Raw genomic sequence first — 17,693 nt, 5'->3', positions numbered from 1 at the left:
AACTCTTTATGGGAGGCGTGTTGTTGTCCTGCCCGCAGTTGAGAGCCCTGTTTCTGTGTGAGAGATTTCGCGAATGCCATTGAGTGCCAAACGCCGTCGCCCGTTGCGCATCCGCATTCTGGTGACCCTGCTGTGTGGATTGCTTCCGGTGATATTGGGTTTTGCCATTCTCTATATGCAGGCTGGACGAGCTCTTGAGCAAAGCACCCGGGTGACCGCAGACGAAGCCGTGCGCCAGTTCGAACTGATGCTGGACAACACGGCGCAGTCCGCGAGCGAGTTGTTGCCGCTGGCCGGAAAAAATTGCGACGACGTCATACTGGCCTTGCGTGAACAAGTCACCCGCCGCCCGTTTGTGCGCTCGGCCAGCCTGGTGTGGGATGACAACCTTTATTGCACTTCGTTGTTTGGTAACACTCAGCAAAAGGTCGACGCCGCAAACTACGTGCAAGGCAAGTTGCGACTTATGAACGGCAACCCGGTCACCCCCGATACGGCGTTGCTGGTGTATCGCCTGAATGAGGGAAAACAGGGGGCGATGACGACGCTGGACGGTTACCACTTGACTAATGTGCTGCGCCTGATTGGTCGCAAGACGATACTGCTGTTGCAAGTGGGGCCGTACTGGTTGTCGGTCGACGGCAAAGTCCACGAAGGCGCCCTGCCCGCTTTGCCCTTGGCCGAAAGCGAACAGACGTCCTCGCGCTATGCCTTTTCAGTCGTCTCCGGTTTCCCAGAAGGGGAAAACTGGCGTTACATGGCCAGCGAATATCCGCCGTTGTTCAGCCTGCTGATTTTTTTTGGCGTGGCATCGGGCGCCATCGGGCACGTCTTGCAAAGGCGTTCATGGTCGCCCATTCATGAAATGCAGCGCGCCCTCGCGGCCGACGAGTTTGTTCCTTGGTTTCAGCCCGTGGTGCATGGCGATACCCGGAAGTGGTCCGGCACCGAAGTGTTGATGCGCTGGAAGCACCCAAAGGAAGGCCTGGTCCGGCCTGATCTGTTTATCCCGTTCGCCGAAGACTCCGGGTTGATCGTGCCCATGACCCGTTCCCTCATGCGCCAGACTGCGCAATTGCTGGGGCCTGTTTCTTCCTCGTTCGCCGAGCCCTTTCACATCGGCATCAATATCACTGCCAGCCACTGCAAGGACCTGGAACTGGTCAAGGACTGTCGTGAGTTTCTCAGTGCCTTTGCACCCGGCTCCATTTACCTGGTGCTGGAACTGACCGAGCGCGAATTGATCAAGCCCAGCGACATTACGTTGGAGCTCTTTGAACAACTTCATGCACTGGGCGTGATGATTGCGATTGACGACTTTGGCACCGGGCATTCCAGTTTGGGTTATCTGCGACAGTTCAATGTGGACTTCCTGAAAATCGACCAGAGTTTCGTGGCCATGATCGGCATCGACGCCCTTTCACGGCATATTCTGGACACCATCATCGAACTCTCGGCCAAGCTCGATCTGGGGATCGTTGCCGAAGGTGTCGAAACCGAAGAACAAAGCGACTATCTGACCGCCCACGGTGTGAACTTCCTGCAAGGTTATCTGTTCGGTCGACCGATGCCCGCCGCAGAATTCATTAGCGCATTAACCCACCATTAACTAATGGTTTTATGCGACGAATCATCGGCATCGCGCACCAAATTGAATCAAAAGACTACTGTTGTTACATGAAGAAAATGTCAGGATTTACTCTTGGCCAATTAACTACTACAATTTTTCGTACCTGTGCAAGATGAGCAGGTGAGCCACTATCACCGAGTCGCTTCAAGGCTCTTGGCTTATAGCTTTGTTTGCGGTTGGTATCAGCCAAACACACTATTGGAGTAAAGATATTGTCCAGACTCGCTGAATTTCGTGCAGCTGAAAAGGCCCTTCAGGAACAGCTCAAGCAGCTGGAATCGCTGAAGAATGATGCCGGCCTCAAGAAAGAAATCGAATTCGAAGAAAAGCTCCAGGGGCTGATGAAAACCTACGGCAAAAGCCTGCGTGACATCATCGCCATCCTCGATCCGAACCCGGCAAAATCCGGCCTGCAACAAGCAAAAACACCTAAAACCCGCCGCGCTCGCGTGGTCAAGGTCTATCAGAACCCGCACACCGGCGAACTGATTGAAACCAAGGGCGGCAACCACCGCGGCCTGAAGGCCTGGAAGGAACAATATGGCGCAGCCACTGTTGATTCCTGGCTGCGTGGCTAACAGCTTGCGGTTATCAAAAAGCCCTGCTCATGCAGGGCTTTTTCATGAATACTCACTAAATGCAACGATCTGACGGGATCAACTCGCAACTTACCGATCAACTTTATGCTTAATGCCTTTGGGTATCTAAAAATGTCGGAAACCGCCAAAATCCACTGACACGTAAACCCCCGACACTAAAGTTTCAAGCTGTTACGCACCGCCTCGATTTCTTCCTGACTTGCCTTATAAGCCTCGGCCTGCCCTGCGTAAGAAAGAACATAGGCTTTATCGGCATCCACCGCCCCGACCAATGTTTGCGACAGCACGTGTCGCCCGTTCTGGGTAATGGTGCAGGTTGTTTCCAGCGCCGACAGGCGGCTCAATGTCGCGGGATGTATTTTGTTGCAGACACTTTGATAGCCGCTTTGAAAGAAGTCTTTCTGCACCGCTTTGCGCATCTCAAGCAAAACGCCCTGCACATTCACTTGATGACCGCTTTCGACTTGAGTCATCGTCAACTCCATGACCATGACTGGCGTGCCGCTTTGATCGTTTTTGACCGCACGCTGACGGGAAACAGCTGAATTGGCCGCGTCTGGCGCAAGGGCTTCGACTTCCCAGCCACTGGGCCACGTCACCTGTGGCGCCTCGGCATGAGCAATGGCAACCATTGAAAACAGGCCCAGCAGGACGAACATCGGCTTACAGAATCGAACCATTGCAATAAACACTCACGAATTGAACCGTAAAGTCTGAGCCTCGCCCGCCTGTCAGGCAATAGCAGACCGTTTGGGTTTGGTGATGTCAGAGCCCTTGCGTATCATTGTGACCATTCGTTAGCCCCACTTATTTTCCGGAGGGCCCATGAGCCTGCACGAATTGAACACCTTCCCAGGCGTCACCGCCCAGCCTGACACCGCCACCCAGAAATTCGTCTTCAACCACACCATGCTGCGGGTCAAGGACATCACCAAGTCCCTGGACTTCTACACGCGTATCCTCGGTTTCTCGCTGGTGGAAAAACGCGATTTTCCAGAAGCGGAATTCAGCCTGTATTTCCTCGCCCTGGTCGACAAGAACCAGATCCCGGCCGACGCTGCCGCCCGCACCGAGTGGATGAAGTCGATTCCCGGCATTCTCGAACTGACCCACAACCACGGCACCGAGAACGACCCTGACTTCGCCTACCACAACGGCAACACCGACCCGCGTGGTTTTGGTCATATTTGCATCTCCGTGCCTGACATCCGCGCGGCGTGCGAACGTTTTGAAGCGCTGGGCTGTGACTTTCAGAAGCGTTTGAATGACGGACGCATGAAGAGCCTGGCCTTCATTAAAGACCCGGATGCTTACTGGGTTGAAATCATTCAGCCTGCTCCGCTTTAACCTTCACCAAACATACCCCTGCAGGAGTGTGTGAAGCACAAAAAACCCCATGATCACTCATGGGGTTTTGTGTTTTCAGCGGCGGCGTTTATGCGGGGGCCGAGGTCCGGATCAGGTGATCGAATGCGCTCAGGGAAGCCTTGGCGCCCTCGCCCACCGCAATCACGATCTGCTTGTACGGCACGGTGGTCACGTCACCGGCAGCAAACACGCCCGGCATCGAGGTTTCACCGCGAGCATCGACGATGATCTCGCCACGAGGCGACAACTCGATGGTGCCCTTGAGCCAATCGGTGTTAGGCAGCAAACCGATCTGCACGAAGATGCCTTCGAGGTTGACCGTGTTGAACTCGCCCGAATCGCGATCTTTGTAGACCAGACCGGTCACCTTCTGGCCATCACCTTTTACTTCACTGGTCAAGGCACTGGTAATGACGGTGACGTTCGGCAGGCTGAACAGCTTGCGTTGCAACACCGCATCGGCGCGCAGTTTGCTGTCGAACTCCAGCAGCGTGACGTGGCTGACGATACCGGCCAGGTCGATGGCCGCTTCAACGCCGGAATTACCGCCGCCGATCACCGCCACACGCTTACCCTTGAACAGCGGACCGTCGCAATGCGGGCAGAAACAGACGCCTTTGGCTTTGTATTCCTGCTCGCCCGGCACGCCCATTTCACGCCAGCGCGCACCGGTGGCGAGAATCAGCGCCTTGGTTTTCAGTGTGGCACCGCTTTCGAAACGGACCTCATGCAACTCACCGGGATTCTTCGCCGGGATCAGCGCGGTGGCGCGTTGCAGGTTCATGATATCGACGTCGTATTGCTTGACGTGTTCTTCGAGCGCGCTGGCCAGTTTTGGCCCTTCGGTTTCCTGCACGGAGATGAAGTTTTCGATGGCCATGGTGTCGAGCACCTGCCCACCAAAACGTTCTGCCGCGACACCGGTGCGAATGCCTTTACGCGCGGCATAGATCGCCGCTGCTGCACCCGCTGGACCACCGCCGACGACCAATACATCAAAGGCGTCCTTGGCGCTGAGCTTCTCGGCTTGACGCTCGATGCCGCTGGTGTCGAGCTTGGCGAGGATTTCTTCCAGGCCCATGCGGCCCTGGCCGAAGTTCACGCCGTTCAGGTAGATGCTTGGCACTGCCATGACTTGGCGCTCATCGACTTCGGCCTGGAACAGCGCGCCATCAATGGCGACGTGGCGGATGTTGGGGTTCAACACGGCCATCAGGTTCAGCGCCTGGACCACGTCCGGGCAGTTCTGGCAGGACAGCGAGAAGTAAGTCTCGAAGCTGAACTCGCCTTTGAGTGAGCGAATCTGTTCGATCACTTCAACGCTGGCCTTCGAAGGGTGGCCGCCGACTTGCAACAGCGCCAACACCAACGAGGTGAATTCGTGGCCCATCGGGAGGCCGGCAAAGCGCAGGCTGATGTCGGCGCCCGGGCGATTGATCGAGAACGATGGCTTGCGTGCGTCATCACCGTTATCGAGCAAAGTAATTTGCGTGGAAAGACTGGCAACGTCTTTCAACAGTTCGAGCATTTCCTGGGATTTCGCACCGTCGTCGAGGGAGGCAACGATCTCGATCGGCTGGGTGACCCGTTCCAGGTACGATTTCAACTGGGCTTTAAGATTGGCGTCCAACATACGGGCGATTTCCTTTCTGGTATTTCGTGAAAAGCAGGCATAAAAAAACGCCCGAGCGAATCTCGCCCGGGCGTTTTTGAGGGCGGTTGCAGCTTACTGAGTAGGTGCGGCGTACCGCCCTGTTGTAGCGCTCACAGACTTAGATCTTGCCGACCAGGTCCAGGGACGGCGCCAGAGTGGCCTCGCCTTCTTTCCACTTGGCCGGGCAAACCTGGCCTGGGTGAGCAGCGACGTACTGGGCAGCCTTGATCTTGCGCAGCAGCTCGGAAGCGTCGCGGCCAACGCCGCCATCGTTCAGTTCAACGATTTTGATCTGGCCTTCAGGGTTGATCACGAAGGTGCCACGGTCAGCCAGGCCTGCGTCTTCGATCAGCACGTCGAAGTTGCGGGAGATGGCGTGAGTCGGGTCACCGATCATGGTGTACTGGATTTTGCCGATGGCTGGCGAAGTGTTGTGCCAGGCAGCGTGGGCAAAGTGGGTATCGGTGGAAACGCTGTAGATCTCGACGCCCAGTTTCTGGAACGCGTCGTAGTTGTCAGCGAGGTCTTCCAGTTCGGTCGGGCAAACGAAGGTGAAGTCAGCCGGGTAGAAGAAAACGACAGACCATTTGCCTTTCAGGTCAGCGTCCGACACTTTTACGAAGTCGCCATTTTTGAAGGCGTCAGCTTTGAACGGTTTAACGTGGCTGTTGATGATAGGCATCGATGACTCTCCGTCAGGGTTGAAAAGTTGGGTTAACAAGTTGATGGGGTGAATCCTACCCACTCGATCCCCGGATGGCTCATTGGCAAACCTCATGCTGGTGATTTGTTTTCGCTATTAGCCGACGGTATTAATAGAAGAAAACGTGATCTACAGCGCCAACGGCTTTTCCGCGAGTCGGGCCATGCCCAGAAACGGGCTGGCTTCAACATAGCGCATGGCGGACTTCATATCCTTCCAGCCCACGTAACTCATCAACGACTTCAAGTCCCAACCACTCTGATGGGCCCAACTGGCAAAGCCGCGTCGCAAGGAGTGACTGGTGTAGTGCTCGGCGGGAATGCCGGCGCGCTCAAGGGCCTGGCGCAGTAGCGGGATGACGCTGTTGGCGTGCAACCCCTCCTCGCTCAGGTGCCCCCAGCGATCGATGCCTCGAAACACCGGCCCACGAACCAATGCGGCTTCGGTGATCCACTGGATGTAAGCGTTCACCGGGCAAAGGCGTTGCAAGGCTGGGGTCTGGTAGGTCTTGCCGAGGTTCTCGCGGTCGCTCTTGGTGCGCGGTAAGTAGAGTGTGATGCCAGAGCTGGCGATCGCTTGAACGTGCTCGATTTGTACACGGCACAGCTCATCACTGCGAAACCCGCGCCAGAATCCCAGGAGGATCAGCGCCATGTCGCGCCGCGCCCGCAGGAGCGCCGGTCGATCCTGCTGCGCCCTGGCTTCTGCCGCTTCTTTTTCCAACCAGGCAACCACCTGCTCCAGATGTTGCAGTTGCAACGGTTCGGCCTGTTTTTCCTGAGCCGGGTGCAGCGCGCGAATCCCCTTGAAGACCTTGCGCACCACTGGCGCCTTGGTCGGATCAGGAAATCCCTGACTGTGGTGCCACTGCGCCAGCGCCGACAGACGCAACTTCAGCGTATTGATCGACAACTCCCCCGCATACGCCACCAGATAGCGCGCGACGCTGTCGGCGGTGGCCGGCAGAAACCCGCCCCACGTGACTTCGAAATGCTCAATGGCTGCCCGGTAGCTGCGCCGGGTGTTGTCGCGCGTGGCGGCCTGTAGGTATCGATCCAGCTCGGTCATCGGTTCAACTCTCTAAAACGTACCGCGTTGGCGGGTGCAATCGTGCCGTGCGGCTCATCACACGGGGTAATACCAGTATATCCCGCATGACATATTGACATCATTTATCTTTATTTTTCAGATGGTACACTGCGTACTTTAGTGGCATGTACCACAGTACGAAATCGTAGGAGAACTCATGGCTCGTGGCGGCGTAAATAAAGCAGTGGTGCAAGCGGCACGGTTGGCGATCCTCGCCCGTGGCGAAAACCCAAGCATCGATGCAGTACGGATCGAAATGGGCAACACCGGCTCGAAAACCACGATCCATCGCTACCTGAAGGAACTGGATGACGGCCGTGAACGGGCCGAGCCCGTGGCGGAACCCATCGATGACGAACTGGCGGATCTGGTGTCGCGCCTGGCCCAACGCCTGAAAGAGAAGGCCCAGGAACCGATCGACCAGGCTCGCGAGCAGTTCGACCAGCAGCGCAAAACACTGGAAAGCCAGCTTTCAGAAGCCCAGGAAGCCAATATCGAATTGCATCAGCAGTACGAGATGCAAAGCCTGGCACTGACCCAGGAATCCGAATCGCTACAAGAAACCCGCTCCATGCTGCAAACCGAGCAAACCCGCAATGCCGGGTTGAATCAGGCACTGGCCGGTTTCGAATTGCGCTTGCAGGACAAGGACGAGCAGATTCGCTCACTGGAAGAAAAGCACCTGCACGCCCGCGAGGCCTTGGAGCACTACCGCAACGCCGTCAAGGAACAGCGCGAGCAGGAACAAGGCCGCCACGAAAGCCAGGTGCAGCAGATTCAAATGGAGCTGCGTCAGGCACAGCAAAGCGCGATGGTGCGTCAGGACGAGATCACTCAGCTGCACCGCGACAATGAGCGTTTGTTCACTGAAAACCGCGGCTCCCAGAGGGAGCTGAGCCTGTTGCAGGATCAACTCAAGCACACCAATAGCCGGCAGGATCAACTGCTGGAACAGGTCAACCGCATCGACAGCGAACGCACCCTCCTCCAGGAACGCTTGCGCGTCGCCCTGCTGGAAAGTCAGTCGCTGAAACAGAGCGTCGACGAGCAGTCGCAGGCTAATAAAGCGCTGGAAATTGAATTACTCAAGACTCAGGCGAGCCTCGATGAAAGCATGCGCCTGGCGGCTGCTGTTGCAACAGCGCCAGACGCAGCCAAGGACGATTAACCGGCGACAGGCGTACGCATGGTGACGAACTCTTCGGCGGCCGTCGGGTGCACGCCGATGGTTTCGTCGAAATCGCGCTTGGTCGCCCCTGCCTTCAAGGCAATCGCCAAGCCCTGGACGATCTCGCCAGCATCCGGCCCGACCATGTGGCAGCCCAACACCTTGTCGGTCTTAGCCTCTACCACCAGCTTCATCAGCGTGCGCTCCTGGCACTCAGTCAGGGTCAGCTTCATTGGGCGGAAACGGCTCTCGTAGATCACCACCTCGTGGCCCGCTTCGCGAGCGTCTTCCTCGCTCAAGCCAACGGTGCCAATGTTCGGCAGGCTGAACACAGCGGTCGGAATCATCTTGTAATCCACCGGGCGGTATTGCTCAGGCTTGAACAAGCGTCGAGCCACAGCCATGCCTTCGGCCAGAGCGACCGGCGTCAGCTGAACACGACCGATTACATCGCCGAGCGCCAGGATCGACGGCTCTGCCGTCTGATACTGCTCATCGACCTCGACAAAGCCTTTCTTGTCGAGTTTGACGCCGGTGTTTTCAAGCCCGAGGTTGTCGAGCATCGGACGCCGGCCAGTCGCGTAGAACACACAATCCGCTTCCAGCTCGCGACCATCCTTGAGTGCAACCTTCAGACTGCCATCAGGCTGCTTGTCGATACGCTCAATGTCGGAGTTGAACTGCAGGTCCATGCCACGCTTGGTCAATTCTTCCTGCAAATGCTTGCGCACCGCGCCATCGAAACCGCGCAAGAACAACTCACCGCGGTACAGCAACGTGGTCTTGGCACCCAACCCGTGGAAGATACCGGCGAACTCAACGGCAATGTAACCACCGCCCACCACCAGAACGCGCTTCGGCAGTTCCTTGAGGAAAAACGCCTGGTTGGAGCTGATTGCATGCTCGTGTCCCGGGATTTCCGGGATCTGCGGCCAGCCACCGGTCGCAATCAGGATGTTTTTAGCGGTATGGCGTTCACCATTGATCTCGACCGTGTGCGGATCGACGATTTTGGCGTGGCCTTCATGCAAGGTGACGCCGCTGTTGACCAGCAAGTTGCGGTAAATGCCATTCAGGCGATTGATCTCGCGGTCCTTGTTGGCGATCAGCGTGGCCCAATCAAACTGCGCCTCGCCCAGCGTCCAGCCAAAACCGGAAGACTGCTCGAAGTCTTCGGCGAAGTGCGCACCGTAGACGAGCAATTTCTTCGGCACACAGCCGACGTTCACGCAGGTACCGCCCAGATAGCGGCTCTCGGCCACGGCCACTTTTGCGCCAAATCCGGCGGAAAACCGTGCAGCTCGAACACCACCGGAACCGGCGCCAATCACGTACAAATCAAAATCAAAGGCCATTTTCAATCTCCTCGGCAGTCCACAAGCATACCCGCAGACGTTCGCCGGGCAAGTGCTGCAAACGATATAGGGCCAGAAAATAAAAAAGCCACCCGAAGGTGGCTTTTCAATACAAGCGAGTCAACAGCTATCAGTAAGCCTTGCCAGTCTTGTAGAAGTTCTCGAAGCAGAAGTTGGTCGCATCGATGTAGCCTTCAGCGCCACCACAGTCGAAACGCTTGCCTTTGAACTTGTAGGCCATCACGCAGCCGTTCTGGGCTTGCTTCATCAGGGCGTCGGTGATCTGGATTTCACCACCCTTGCCTGGCTCGGTTTGTTCGATCAGGTCGAAGATATCCGGGGTCAGGATGTAGCGACCGATGATCGCCAGGTTGGACGGTGCATCTTCCGGCTTTGGTTTCTCGACCATGCTGTGAACGCGGTAGATATCATCGCGAATCATCTCACCGGCGATCACGCCGTACTTGTGAGTTTCTTGTGGGTCGACTTCCTGAATGGCGACGATCGAGCAGCGGAACTGCTTGTACAGCTTGACCATCTGGGTCAGAACGCCGTCACCTTCAAGGTTTACACACAAGTCATCCGCCAGCACCACGGCGAACGGTTCGTCACCGATCAGCGGGCGACCGGTCAGGATCGCGTGACCCAGGCCTTTCATTTCGGTCTGACGGGTATAGGAGAACGAGCAATTGTCGAGCAGCTTGCGGATACCGACCAGGTATTTCTCTTTGTCGGTGCCCTTGATCTGGTTTTCCAGCTCGTAGCTGATGTCGAAGTGGTCTTCCAGGGCGCGCTTGCCGCGACCGGTAACGATGGAGATTTCGGTCAAACCGGCATCCAGAGCTTCTTCGACGCCGTACTGGATCAGTGGCTTGTTTACCACCGGCAGCATTTCTTTGGGCATGGCTTTAGTCGCTGGCAGGAAGCGAGTACCGTAACCGGCTGCTGGGAACAAGCATTTCTTGATCATATAAGTCCTTGAAAGGGCTGTGTGTACGAGTTTCGGCGCAGTCTAATCAGGCGGCGTGCACCTTACAATGCCCCGCACTGGCTAACCGATGCCAACATAGAGAAATATTCTCGCGGATAGTTCCGCATATCGCTGCACAGATCCTTCGACAGCTTCTAATAGATAGCAGATAACCCGGAACCTGCACTGGCGATCACACCAGACATGCAATCGCACCACCATACGCCCATCAGCACTCTCTGGGTGCATTTGGCGTTATCATGGCGCAATTGAACAAGCCAACGAGGCAGATAGATGTCGGAAGCAAAAAGCGTCAACGGGTTCCTGATCAAACAGAAAGACGGCGAATGGTGGATAAAGAACTTCGGCGATACCGAGACGATCACCGGGCCGTTCCCTACCGAAGCACGGGCGATTGAAGTGGCATCCGTATTGCAGCTTGAACACCCAGCACCCGCCAAACGTCGCGGCAAAGACAAGACTTGATCTGAACCGGTTTCTGACCAGGCCCTGCTTCGCGCAGGGCTTTTTTGTGATTACACGCAAGGGAAGTGGCCCTTCGCTATAACCTTTTGATGCCAGCGCTGTCACAGGCTTAGCCCCATCATCCTGACGACGACAACGACATGACTAAATTTTTGCCTCTGATTGCAGTATTGGCCCTGAGCGGCTGCGCCACCTCGGAAACGGCTTACCTGAAAAACGGCGAACAGGGGCTGGCCATCGACTGCTCCGGCGAAGCCAACTCGTGGGCCACCTGCTACGAAAAAGCCGATGCATCCTGCGCTGGCACCGGCTATCGAATCGTCGGGACCGACGGCACGCCGTCAACCAAGGAAAGCGACAAGACCCTTGGCGTCGATGTAGGCAATTTCAAGAACCGCAGTGTCTTGGTGGTCTGCAAGTAAGTCCGACGCTACATGTGAATTTCAGCAAACTTAATCCCGAGACCGCGCACGGTCTCGATCAGGTCGTCGAGACGGCTGAACGATTCGACTTCGTCGTTATCGTCCACCAGAAAATAACTGCGCCCGGCGCTTTTCTTGAAAAACACGATCCACTCCCCTGGATTCGCCGGGTTCTGAATCACATGGGTGGCAGAGATGTGACCCTCTGTATGCCGCTCCCGAACCTGCTCTCGCTTCATGCCTGACTCCAGAAATGACAATGCCGTCAAAGCACAGCCTTGACGGCATCGATGTAGATTGTCGCTAGTGTATCAGCCGGAAATGCAGGCGTTGGCGGCTTTCTGCACATCCTTGGGGCGTACCGGCACATTGGACATGCGCTCATGCAGCTTGATGCTGCTGCCACCGGAACGCTCTTCAATATCAAAGACGGCGGCCGGGTCCGACGAGAACTTCGCCGGAACGATCACGCGCACCCCGTCTTTGTGTGGCTCAACCTGCAAAGCACCACGGCTATCGGCCAGTTGCTCAACCAGGCACTGTGCATACTCATGGGGCTTTTTTCCTGAGATCACGTTCATGGTCGGCAGCGTCTCGTTGATCTCAGTCACGCTGGCGCAGCCACTTACGACCAACGCCAACGGCAGGACTAACACACCCCACTTCATACAAAAACCTCCGATAAAGACCCTCGGACAGCACAATTGCTGATTTTCTCCGAGGCGCACCGCTTTTATCGCCCACAGAATGCCGAATAACTGTTTTTAATTGCCAAAGCGAACCATGACGACCCGATAATAACCTGTGCGGGCTGATAAACTGCGCCAATCGCCCATGCTATCGTTTTGATTTTGTAGAAAAAGCCCTTCTGGAGGCGCCTCATGAAATTTATCCACCAGCGCGAGCACCTCAATGAAGACGACATCGTCGTCATCCAGTGCTCCCAAATGTGCAACATCCGCTTGATGAACGACGCCAACTTCCGCAGCTTCAAGAATGGTGGTCGTCACACCTACCACGGCGGCGCATTCGATACTTTCCCGGCCCGGATTACCGCGCCGAGCACCGGTTTCTGGAACATCACCATCGACACGGTCAACCGCCGGCCGATCAGCGTGACCCGCAAGCCGACCCTGACTCATTCGATCAAGATCATCCGTCGCTCCAGCACAAAACTGAGCTGAGCAACGTCCGCACACGAAACAAGGCAGGTATGACCGTGGCTCAAACGACCAAGTACGTCATCAAATACAAACTCAACGGTGAGCGCCGCTTCGAGTTTGCCCAGCTTGAAAACGGCACCGCTGAAGAAGCCAAGGCCGCGCTCGACGCCATTCATGGCCAGAGCGACGATGTCATCAGCGAGATCAGCGTCAGCAAAGCACTGTAACAGCCCCCGGAGCGGCCACAGGGATGTCTGCTTCCGCGCCTGAAGTTTGACCGCAAGCGCCGGAGTGTTCGCCCCGCCCCTGCTGCCTAGACTGGCCACCTCAACCTTGGGTTAAGGAGTCAGAACATGCTGGAGCAACAACTCGATCAGGATGGCTGCGCCATTATCAGATCACTCCTGAGTGCCGAATCCTGCGACGAGATCAGCGCATTTTACGCGCAGCCCGGGCTTTTTCGTTCACAGGTGATCATGGCTCGTCACGGCTTTGGCCGTGGCGAGTACAAATACTTCAAATACCCTCTGCCGGATCCCGTCGCGCGCCTGCGCAACGCGCTTTACCCGAGCCTGGTGCCGATTGCCAATCGCTGGCACGAATGCATGGGCCTGCCGACGCGTTTTCCCGCGACGCATGCAGACTTTTTGCAGCGCTGCCATGCCGCCGGTCAGGAACGCCCGACCCCCTTGTTGCTGCAATATGGCCCGCAGGACTACAACTGCCTGCACCAGGACCTGTACGGCGAACACGTCTTTCCGCTGCAAGTGGCGATTCTTCTGTCAGAACCCGACGAAGATTTCACCGGCGGCGAATTCGTGCTGACCGAACAGCGCCCGCGCATGCAGTCACGTCCTCTGGTCATGGACCTGAAGAAAGGCGATGCCTTGATCTTTGCCGTCAGCCAGCGCCCGGTCAAAGGTGTTCGCGGCTACTACCGAGTGAACATGCGCCACGGCGTGAGTCGCCTGCACAGCGGAAAACGGCATACCCTTGGAATCATTTTTCACGATGCGTTATGAACCATGAACCCTTTCACCCTGGATTTGTTTGCCGACACCGAACCCGAACAACCGCTACGGCGCGAGCAGATCGGTGAACAAGCCTGCGTCTTGCGCGGCTTTGCCCTGCCCTGGCTGGAATCGTTGCTGACAGCGCTAGAGGGGGTTTTGACCGTCGCGCCGTTTCGGCAGATGGTCACCCCCGGCGGCTTCACCATGTCCGTAGCCTTGAGCAGTTGCGGTGCCCTGGGCTGGACCACCGACCGAAGCGGCTACACCTACACGCGCAATGACCCGCAGACCGGGCAACCCTGGCCGAAAATGCCTGAGGTGTTTTTTGAACTGGCACAAGCGGCGGCACGCGAAGCGGGATTTACGGATTTTGTTCCCGATTCCTGCCTGATCAACCGCTATGTCCCCGGCGCGAAGATGTCTTTGCACCAGGATAAAGACGAAGGTTCCTACGCAGCGCCGATCGTTTCGGTATCGCTAGGGCTGCCCGCAACGTTCCTGTTCGGCGGTTTTGAGCGCAGCGATAAAAGCCAGCGTGTGCCCCTGTTGCATGGCGATATTGTGGTCTGGGGTGGCGTCGACCGTTTGCGCTATCACGGCGTATTGCCGATCAAGGACGGGCATCATCCGAAGCTGGGCGAACAACGGATCAACTTCACGTTTCGTAAGGCCGGTTGAAAGACTCGAATTTGACCGCAAGACCCGGAGTGCCACGCCCCTCTCGCCTGATTAATCTGAATGAAACGGGTCAATGGAACTACAGACATGACAACTCATTCGACTAAAACAGCTACCGAAATCGATCCTCGCTGGGCCGCCGTTGTAGCGCGCGATCCAGCCGCAGACGGGCAGTTTGTCTACGCGGTCAAAACCACCGGCATTTATTGCCGCCCGAGCAGCCTGGCGCGCTTGCCGAATCCGCAGAACGTCGAGTTTTTCGACACGCCGGAGCAAGCCCAGGCGGCGGGATACCGTCCCAGCAAACGCGCAGCAAAAGACCAAAGCGATGTTGCCGCCCAACACGCGGCCACCGTGGCAGCGGCCTGTCGGCACATCGAATCCGCCGAAAATCTGCCGCCGCTCAATGAACTGGCGGACGCAGCGGGCCTCAGCAGCTTCCATTTCCACCGAGTGTTCAAAGCCGTCACCGGGCTGACACCCAAGGGTTACGCCACGGCTCATCGCTCGCGCAAGGTGCGTGATCGTCTGGCGGGTGGTGGCTCGGTCACCGATGCCTTATATGACGCTGGTTTCAATTCCAACAGTCGTTTCTATGAAGCGGCGGATAACTTGCTCGGCATGAAGCCGGGCGACTACCGCGCTGCCGGGCAAAACAACGACATCCACTTTGCCGTTGGCCAGTGTTCCCTGGGGGCCATTCTGGTGGCGCAAAGTGAACGCGGGGTTTGCGCGATTCTGCTGGGGGATGATCCGCATCAACTGGTCTGCGATCTGCAGGACAAATTTCGGCGTGCCAACCTGATCGGCGCCGATCATGACTTCGAGCAACTGATCGCCCAGGTCGTAGGGTTTATCGAAGCGCCGGCCCTTGGCCTGGATTTGCCGCTGGACGTGCGCGGCACGGCGTTCCAGGAGCGTGTCTGGCAAGCCTTGCGCGAAATTCCCGCTGGCCGCACCGCGAGCTATGCCGAGATTGCCCAACGCATCGGGTCGCCCAAGGCTGTGCGCGCCGTGGCCCAGGCGTGCGGCGCGAACAGTCTGGCGGTGGCGATCCCTTGCCACCGCGTGGTGCGCAGCGACGGCAACCTGTCAGGCTATCGCTGGGGCGTTGAGCGCAAGCGTCTGTTGCTGGAACGCGAGACGCGCTGATCAGCGATTCACATCGACCACCACCCGCCCGCGCAATTGCCCGGCGAGCAGGCGCGGCGCGGCATCGATGGCTTCGCTCAAAGCGATTTCATGGCTGATCAGCGGCAGCAGCGCGAAGTCCAGATCCTTGGCCAGTCGATTCCAGGCCAGTACGCGCCTGGCCTTGGGCTGGGTCACGCTGTTGATCCCGGCCAAGTTCACGCCACGCAGAATGAACGGGGCGACCGAGGCCGGGAAGTCCATGCCTTGCGCCAGACCACACGCCGCTACCGTGCCGTTGGCCTTGGTGCTGGCGCAGGCGTTGGCCAACGTGTGGCTGCCGACCGAGTCAATCACCCCCGCCCAACGCTCCTTGGCCAACGGTTTGCCGGGGGCGGACAATGTGGCACGGTCGATGATTTCACTGGCGCCCAGCTGCTTCAGGTAATCGTGTTCGGAAGTTCGACCGGTGGAAGCGACGACGCGATAACCCAGCTTGCTCAGCAGCGCGATCGCGAAACTGCCGACACCGCCGTTGGCACCGGTGACCAGCACTTCACCTTGATCGGGCGTCACACCGTTATGTTCCAGCGCCAGGATGCTCAGCATGGCCGTGTAACCGGCAGTACCGATGGCCATGGCTTGGGCCGCTGTAAATTCCTTTGGCAGCGGGATCAGCCAGTCACCGTTCAGGCGTGCCTTCTGCGCCAATCCACCCCAATGCCCTTCGCCCACGCCCCAGCCATTGAGGACCACTTGATCTCCGGCCTTGTAGTCCGGGTGATCGCTGGTTTCGACAGTACCTGCCAGATCGATCCCCGGCACCATCGGGAATTTTCGCACCACCGGGCTGCTGCCGGTGATTGCCAAGCCATCCTTGAAGTTCAGCGTGCTGTACGCCACGCGGACCGTTACGTTCCCTTCGGGCAGTTGATCGTCATTGATCTCTTGCAGTGTGGCCCGGTAACCGCTGTCGTCTTTGTCGATCAAAATGCCCTTGAACATCGTTACCTCTCAATGGAATCAACCAGGATGTGGAGCCCTTGAAATACCATAAAGAAACATTTCGCCGTACAAGACTTTAAGCCAAACCGCTGGCCAGCCAAAAGTAGACTGGCCCTTCACCCTCGATAGCTGGTAAAAAACCGGTTCAACCGTCCTGCCCTGTTTTGACGTCGGAGATTGAAATGAGCCAATGGCCAGACACCCGCATTCTTGACCTGCTCGGGATTGAGCTGCCGATCATCCAGGCCCCCATGGCCGGCGCCAACGGATCGGCCATGGTCATCGCCGCGAGTAACGCCGGCGGCCTGGGCTCGATGCCGGCTGCATTGCTGACCATCGAGCAATTGCGCGAAGAGCTGAAGACGATTCGCCAACACAGCCAGCGCCCGTTCAACATCAACTATTTCTGCCATCAACCTCCGGCCCCTGACGAGCAACGCGCCCGGGACTGGAAGAACGTGCTGGAACCTTACTACCGGGAACTGGGCGTCGATTTCGATGCGCCGACACCTGTTTCAAACCGCGCGCCGTTCGATGTGGCCGCCTGCGAGGTCGTCGAAGCGTTTCGCCCTGAAGTGGTCAGTTTTCATTTCGGCCTGCCGGAAAAGTCCCTGCTGGACCGGGTGAAAGCCACCGGTGCAAAAATTCTCTCCTCGGCGACCACGGTTGAAGAAGCTGTCTGGCTCGAACGGCACGGCTGTGACGCCATCATCGCCATGGGTTACGAGGCCGGTGGTCATCGCGGGATGTTTCTCAGTGATGATCTGAGTAGCCAGGTCGGGACGTTTGCCTTGGTGCCACAGATTGTCGATGCGGTAAAAGTGCCGGTGATTGCCGCCGGCGGGATCAGTGATGCGCGCGGCGTTGCGGCCGCCTTCATGTTGGGCGCTTCAGCGGTGCAAGTAGGCACGGCTTATTTGTTCACGCCAGAAGCCAAGGTCAGCGCGTCTCACTACAAGGCATTGCGCACGGCCAAAGAAAGCGAGACCGCTGTCACCAACATTTTTACCGGCCGCCCGGCACGCGGCATTCTCAATCGGGTGATGCGTGAAATCGGGCCGATCAGCGATAAAGCGCCGAAATTCCCACTCGCCGGCGGTGCGCTGATGCCGTTGCGAGCCAAGGATGAAGCGGATTTCAGCAACCTCTGGGCCGGGCAAGCGTTCCGGTTGAGCGCTGAAATGACCACAGCCGAATTGACCCGTCGCCTGGCGGATGAAGCATTGGCCAAACTGCTCCGTCGATAAAGCGATCCCCGG

General features: G+C 57.4%; 21 protein-coding genes. 12 read left to right on the top strand and 9 right to left on the bottom strand.

Translation table 11 applies throughout. From position 1 onward, the window contains the following. The first annotated feature begins 73 nt into the window (after nt 1-73). Nucleotides 74-1,609 (top strand): EAL domain-containing protein, encoded by a 1,536-nt coding sequence (locus AB4N43_RS01030; protein WP_027923000.1) that lies wholly within the window; start codon nt 74-76, stop codon nt 1,607-1,609. A gap of 233 nt (nt 1,610-1,842) precedes the next feature. Next, the gene (locus tag AB4N43_RS01025) at nt 1,843-2,208 is read left to right on the top strand and encodes a histone-like nucleoid-structuring protein, MvaT/MvaU family (RefSeq protein WP_027922999.1); all 366 of its coding nucleotides are present in this window, start codon (nt 1,843-1,845) and stop codon (nt 2,206-2,208) included. A 176-nt stretch (nt 2,209-2,384) separates the two neighbouring features. Here the strand turns inward: AB4N43_RS01025 and AB4N43_RS01020 are convergent, their stop codons facing one another. Next, nucleotides 2,385-2,909 (bottom strand): DUF4946 domain-containing protein, encoded by a 525-nt coding sequence (locus AB4N43_RS01020; protein WP_027922998.1) that lies wholly within the window; start codon nt 2,907-2,909, stop codon nt 2,385-2,387. A gap of 145 nt (nt 2,910-3,054) precedes the next feature. Between AB4N43_RS01020 and gloA the strand changes: the two genes are divergently transcribed. Further along, entirely contained in the window at nt 3,055-3,576 is a 522-nt protein-coding gene (gloA, locus tag AB4N43_RS01015; protein ID WP_007946202.1) for a lactoylglutathione lyase, read from the top strand. 88 nt (nt 3,577-3,664) lie between these two features. Here the strand turns inward: gloA and ahpF are convergent, their stop codons facing one another. From ahpF to AB4N43_RS01000, 3 genes are all read right to left on the bottom strand, one after another. Beyond that, on the bottom strand, nt 3,665-5,230 hold the full coding sequence (gene ahpF, locus AB4N43_RS01010) for an alkyl hydroperoxide reductase subunit F (protein ID WP_027922997.1): 1,566 nt from the start codon (nt 5,228-5,230) through the stop codon (nt 3,665-3,667). Between the two features lie 139 nt (nt 5,231-5,369). Beyond that, nucleotides 5,370-5,933 (bottom strand): alkyl hydroperoxide reductase subunit C, encoded by a 564-nt coding sequence (ahpC, locus tag AB4N43_RS01005; RefSeq protein WP_027922996.1) that lies wholly within the window; start codon nt 5,931-5,933, stop codon nt 5,370-5,372. A gap of 150 nt (nt 5,934-6,083) precedes the next feature. Then, entirely contained in the window at nt 6,084-7,022 is a 939-nt protein-coding gene (locus AB4N43_RS01000) for a site-specific integrase (protein WP_027922995.1), read from the bottom strand. Nucleotides 7,023-7,200: 178 nt separating this feature from the next. Here AB4N43_RS01000 and AB4N43_RS00995 point away from each other — a divergent pair, with 178 nt between their 5' ends. Then, the gene (locus AB4N43_RS00995) at nt 7,201-8,211 is read left to right on the top strand and encodes a DNA-binding protein (protein WP_194940105.1); all 1,011 of its coding nucleotides are present in this window, start codon (nt 7,201-7,203) and stop codon (nt 8,209-8,211) included. On the opposite strand, the gene gorA is transcribed toward AB4N43_RS00995, so the two are convergent. Continuing rightward, nucleotides 8,208-9,566, bottom strand: coding sequence for a glutathione-disulfide reductase (gene gorA / locus AB4N43_RS00990; RefSeq protein ID WP_027922993.1), 1,359 nt, complete (start codon nt 9,564-9,566; stop codon nt 8,208-8,210). The genes AB4N43_RS00995 and gorA overlap by 4 nt on opposite strands. Nucleotides 9,567-9,696: 130 nt before the next feature. After that, on the bottom strand, nt 9,697-10,536 hold the full coding sequence (gene galU / locus AB4N43_RS00985) for a UTP--glucose-1-phosphate uridylyltransferase GalU (RefSeq protein WP_010460715.1): 840 nt from the start codon (nt 10,534-10,536) through the stop codon (nt 9,697-9,699). Nucleotides 10,537-10,830: 294 nt separating this feature from the next. Here galU and AB4N43_RS00980 point away from each other — a divergent pair, with 294 nt between their 5' ends. After that, on the top strand, nt 10,831-11,022 hold the full coding sequence (locus tag AB4N43_RS00980) for an SH3 domain-containing protein (protein WP_027922992.1): 192 nt from the start codon (nt 10,831-10,833) through the stop codon (nt 11,020-11,022). A 140-nt stretch (nt 11,023-11,162) separates the two neighbouring features. Then, a complete protein-coding gene (locus AB4N43_RS00975) occupies nt 11,163-11,444 on the top strand; it encodes a hypothetical protein (protein ID WP_027922991.1) in 282 nt (93 codons plus the stop codon). An 8-nt stretch (nt 11,445-11,452) separates the two neighbouring features. Here the strand turns inward: AB4N43_RS00975 and AB4N43_RS00970 are convergent, their stop codons facing one another. Next, nucleotides 11,453-11,683, bottom strand: a complete 231-nt coding sequence (locus tag AB4N43_RS00970; RefSeq protein WP_194940106.1) for a hypothetical protein — start codon at nt 11,681-11,683, stop codon at nt 11,453-11,455. A gap of 72 nt (nt 11,684-11,755) precedes the next feature. Beyond that, the gene (locus AB4N43_RS00965; RefSeq protein WP_027922989.1) at nt 11,756-12,112 is read right to left on the bottom strand and encodes a hypothetical protein; all 357 of its coding nucleotides are present in this window, start codon (nt 12,110-12,112) and stop codon (nt 11,756-11,758) included. Nucleotides 12,113-12,325: 213 nt separating this feature from the next. Between AB4N43_RS00965 and AB4N43_RS00960 the strand changes: the two genes are divergently transcribed. The 5 genes from AB4N43_RS00960 to ada all read left to right on the top strand — a co-directional run bounded on the left by AB4N43_RS00960 (nt 12,326) and on the right by ada (nt 15,450). Continuing rightward, nucleotides 12,326-12,628 (top strand): DUF1883 domain-containing protein, encoded by a 303-nt coding sequence (locus tag AB4N43_RS00960; protein ID WP_016984992.1) that lies wholly within the window; start codon nt 12,326-12,328, stop codon nt 12,626-12,628. A 29-nt stretch (nt 12,629-12,657) separates the two neighbouring features. Beyond that, nucleotides 12,658-12,834 (top strand): hypothetical protein, encoded by a 177-nt coding sequence (locus AB4N43_RS00955; RefSeq protein WP_155953714.1) that lies wholly within the window; start codon nt 12,658-12,660, stop codon nt 12,832-12,834. A gap of 126 nt (nt 12,835-12,960) precedes the next feature. Then, complete coding sequence (locus AB4N43_RS00950; protein ID WP_027922987.1) at nt 12,961-13,629, top strand: 2OG-Fe(II) oxygenase; 669 nt, start codon at nt 12,961-12,963, stop codon at nt 13,627-13,629. A 3-nt stretch (nt 13,630-13,632) separates the two neighbouring features. Further along, nucleotides 13,633-14,298: a DNA oxidative demethylase AlkB gene (alkB, locus tag AB4N43_RS00945; protein ID WP_027922986.1), complete on the top strand. Its 666-nt coding sequence runs from the start codon at nt 13,633-13,635 to the stop codon at nt 14,296-14,298. 87 nt (nt 14,299-14,385) lie between these two features. Further along, entirely contained in the window at nt 14,386-15,450 is a 1,065-nt protein-coding gene (ada, locus tag AB4N43_RS00940; protein WP_059182885.1) for a bifunctional DNA-binding transcriptional regulator/O6-methylguanine-DNA methyltransferase Ada, read from the top strand. Here the strand turns inward: ada and acuI are convergent, their stop codons facing one another. Continuing rightward, complete coding sequence (gene acuI, locus AB4N43_RS00935) at nt 15,451-16,434, bottom strand: acrylyl-CoA reductase (NADPH) (RefSeq protein WP_059182884.1); 984 nt, start codon at nt 16,432-16,434, stop codon at nt 15,451-15,453. A 182-nt stretch (nt 16,435-16,616) separates the two neighbouring features. Here acuI and AB4N43_RS00930 point away from each other — a divergent pair, with 182 nt between their 5' ends. Continuing rightward, nucleotides 16,617-17,681, top strand: coding sequence for an NAD(P)H-dependent flavin oxidoreductase (locus AB4N43_RS00930; RefSeq protein WP_027922983.1), 1,065 nt, complete (start codon nt 16,617-16,619; stop codon nt 17,679-17,681). The last annotated feature ends 12 nt before the right edge of the window (nt 17,682-17,693 follow it).

It is taken from the genome of Pseudomonas sp. S2_B07, from assembly GCF_054668435.1.
This window is presented reverse-complemented; position numbering and strand designations above follow the sequence as displayed.

Bases quoted from the DNA above. Each gene is read 5' to 3' on its own strand.
- AB4N43_RS01030 (WP_027923000.1), top strand. From the start codon at position 74: ATGCCATTGAGTGCCAAACGCCGTCGCCCGTTGCGCATCCGCATTCTG.
- AB4N43_RS01020 (WP_027922998.1), bottom strand. From the start codon at position 2,909: ATGGTTCGATTCTGTAAGCCGATGTTCGTCCTGCTGGGCCTGTTTTCA.
- gloA (WP_007946202.1), top strand. From the start codon at position 3,055: ATGAGCCTGCACGAATTGAACACCTTCCCAGGCGTCACCGCCCAGCCT.
- ahpF (WP_027922997.1), bottom strand. From the start codon at position 5,230: ATGTTGGACGCCAATCTTAAAGCCCAGTTGAAATCGTACCTGGAACGG.
- ahpC (WP_027922996.1), bottom strand. From the start codon at position 5,933: ATGCCTATCATCAACAGCCACGTTAAACCGTTCAAAGCTGACGCCTTC.
- AB4N43_RS01000 (WP_027922995.1), bottom strand. From the start codon at position 7,022: ATGACCGAGCTGGATCGATACCTACAGGCCGCCACGCGCGACAACACC.
- AB4N43_RS00995 (WP_194940105.1), top strand. From the start codon at position 7,201: ATGGCTCGTGGCGGCGTAAATAAAGCAGTGGTGCAAGCGGCACGGTTG.
- gorA (WP_027922993.1), bottom strand. From the start codon at position 9,566: ATGGCCTTTGATTTTGATTTGTACGTGATTGGCGCCGGTTCCGGTGGT.
- galU (WP_010460715.1), bottom strand. From the start codon at position 10,536: ATGATCAAGAAATGCTTGTTCCCAGCAGCCGGTTACGGTACTCGCTTC.
- AB4N43_RS00980 (WP_027922992.1), top strand. From the start codon at position 10,831: ATGTCGGAAGCAAAAAGCGTCAACGGGTTCCTGATCAAACAGAAAGAC.
- AB4N43_RS00975 (WP_027922991.1), top strand. From the start codon at position 11,163: ATGACTAAATTTTTGCCTCTGATTGCAGTATTGGCCCTGAGCGGCTGC.
- AB4N43_RS00970 (WP_194940106.1), bottom strand. From the start codon at position 11,683: ATGAAGCGAGAGCAGGTTCGGGAGCGGCATACAGAGGGTCACATCTCT.
- AB4N43_RS00965 (WP_027922989.1), bottom strand. From the start codon at position 12,112: ATGAAGTGGGGTGTGTTAGTCCTGCCGTTGGCGTTGGTCGTAAGTGGC.
- AB4N43_RS00960 (WP_016984992.1), top strand. From the start codon at position 12,326: ATGAAATTTATCCACCAGCGCGAGCACCTCAATGAAGACGACATCGTC.
- AB4N43_RS00955 (WP_155953714.1), top strand. From the start codon at position 12,658: ATGACCGTGGCTCAAACGACCAAGTACGTCATCAAATACAAACTCAAC.
- AB4N43_RS00950 (WP_027922987.1), top strand. From the start codon at position 12,961: ATGCTGGAGCAACAACTCGATCAGGATGGCTGCGCCATTATCAGATCA.
- alkB (WP_027922986.1), top strand. From the start codon at position 13,633: ATGAACCCTTTCACCCTGGATTTGTTTGCCGACACCGAACCCGAACAA.
- ada (WP_059182885.1), top strand. From the start codon at position 14,386: ATGACAACTCATTCGACTAAAACAGCTACCGAAATCGATCCTCGCTGG.
- acuI (WP_059182884.1), bottom strand. From the start codon at position 16,434: ATGTTCAAGGGCATTTTGATCGACAAAGACGACAGCGGTTACCGGGCC.
- AB4N43_RS00930 (WP_027922983.1), top strand. From the start codon at position 16,617: ATGAGCCAATGGCCAGACACCCGCATTCTTGACCTGCTCGGGATTGAG.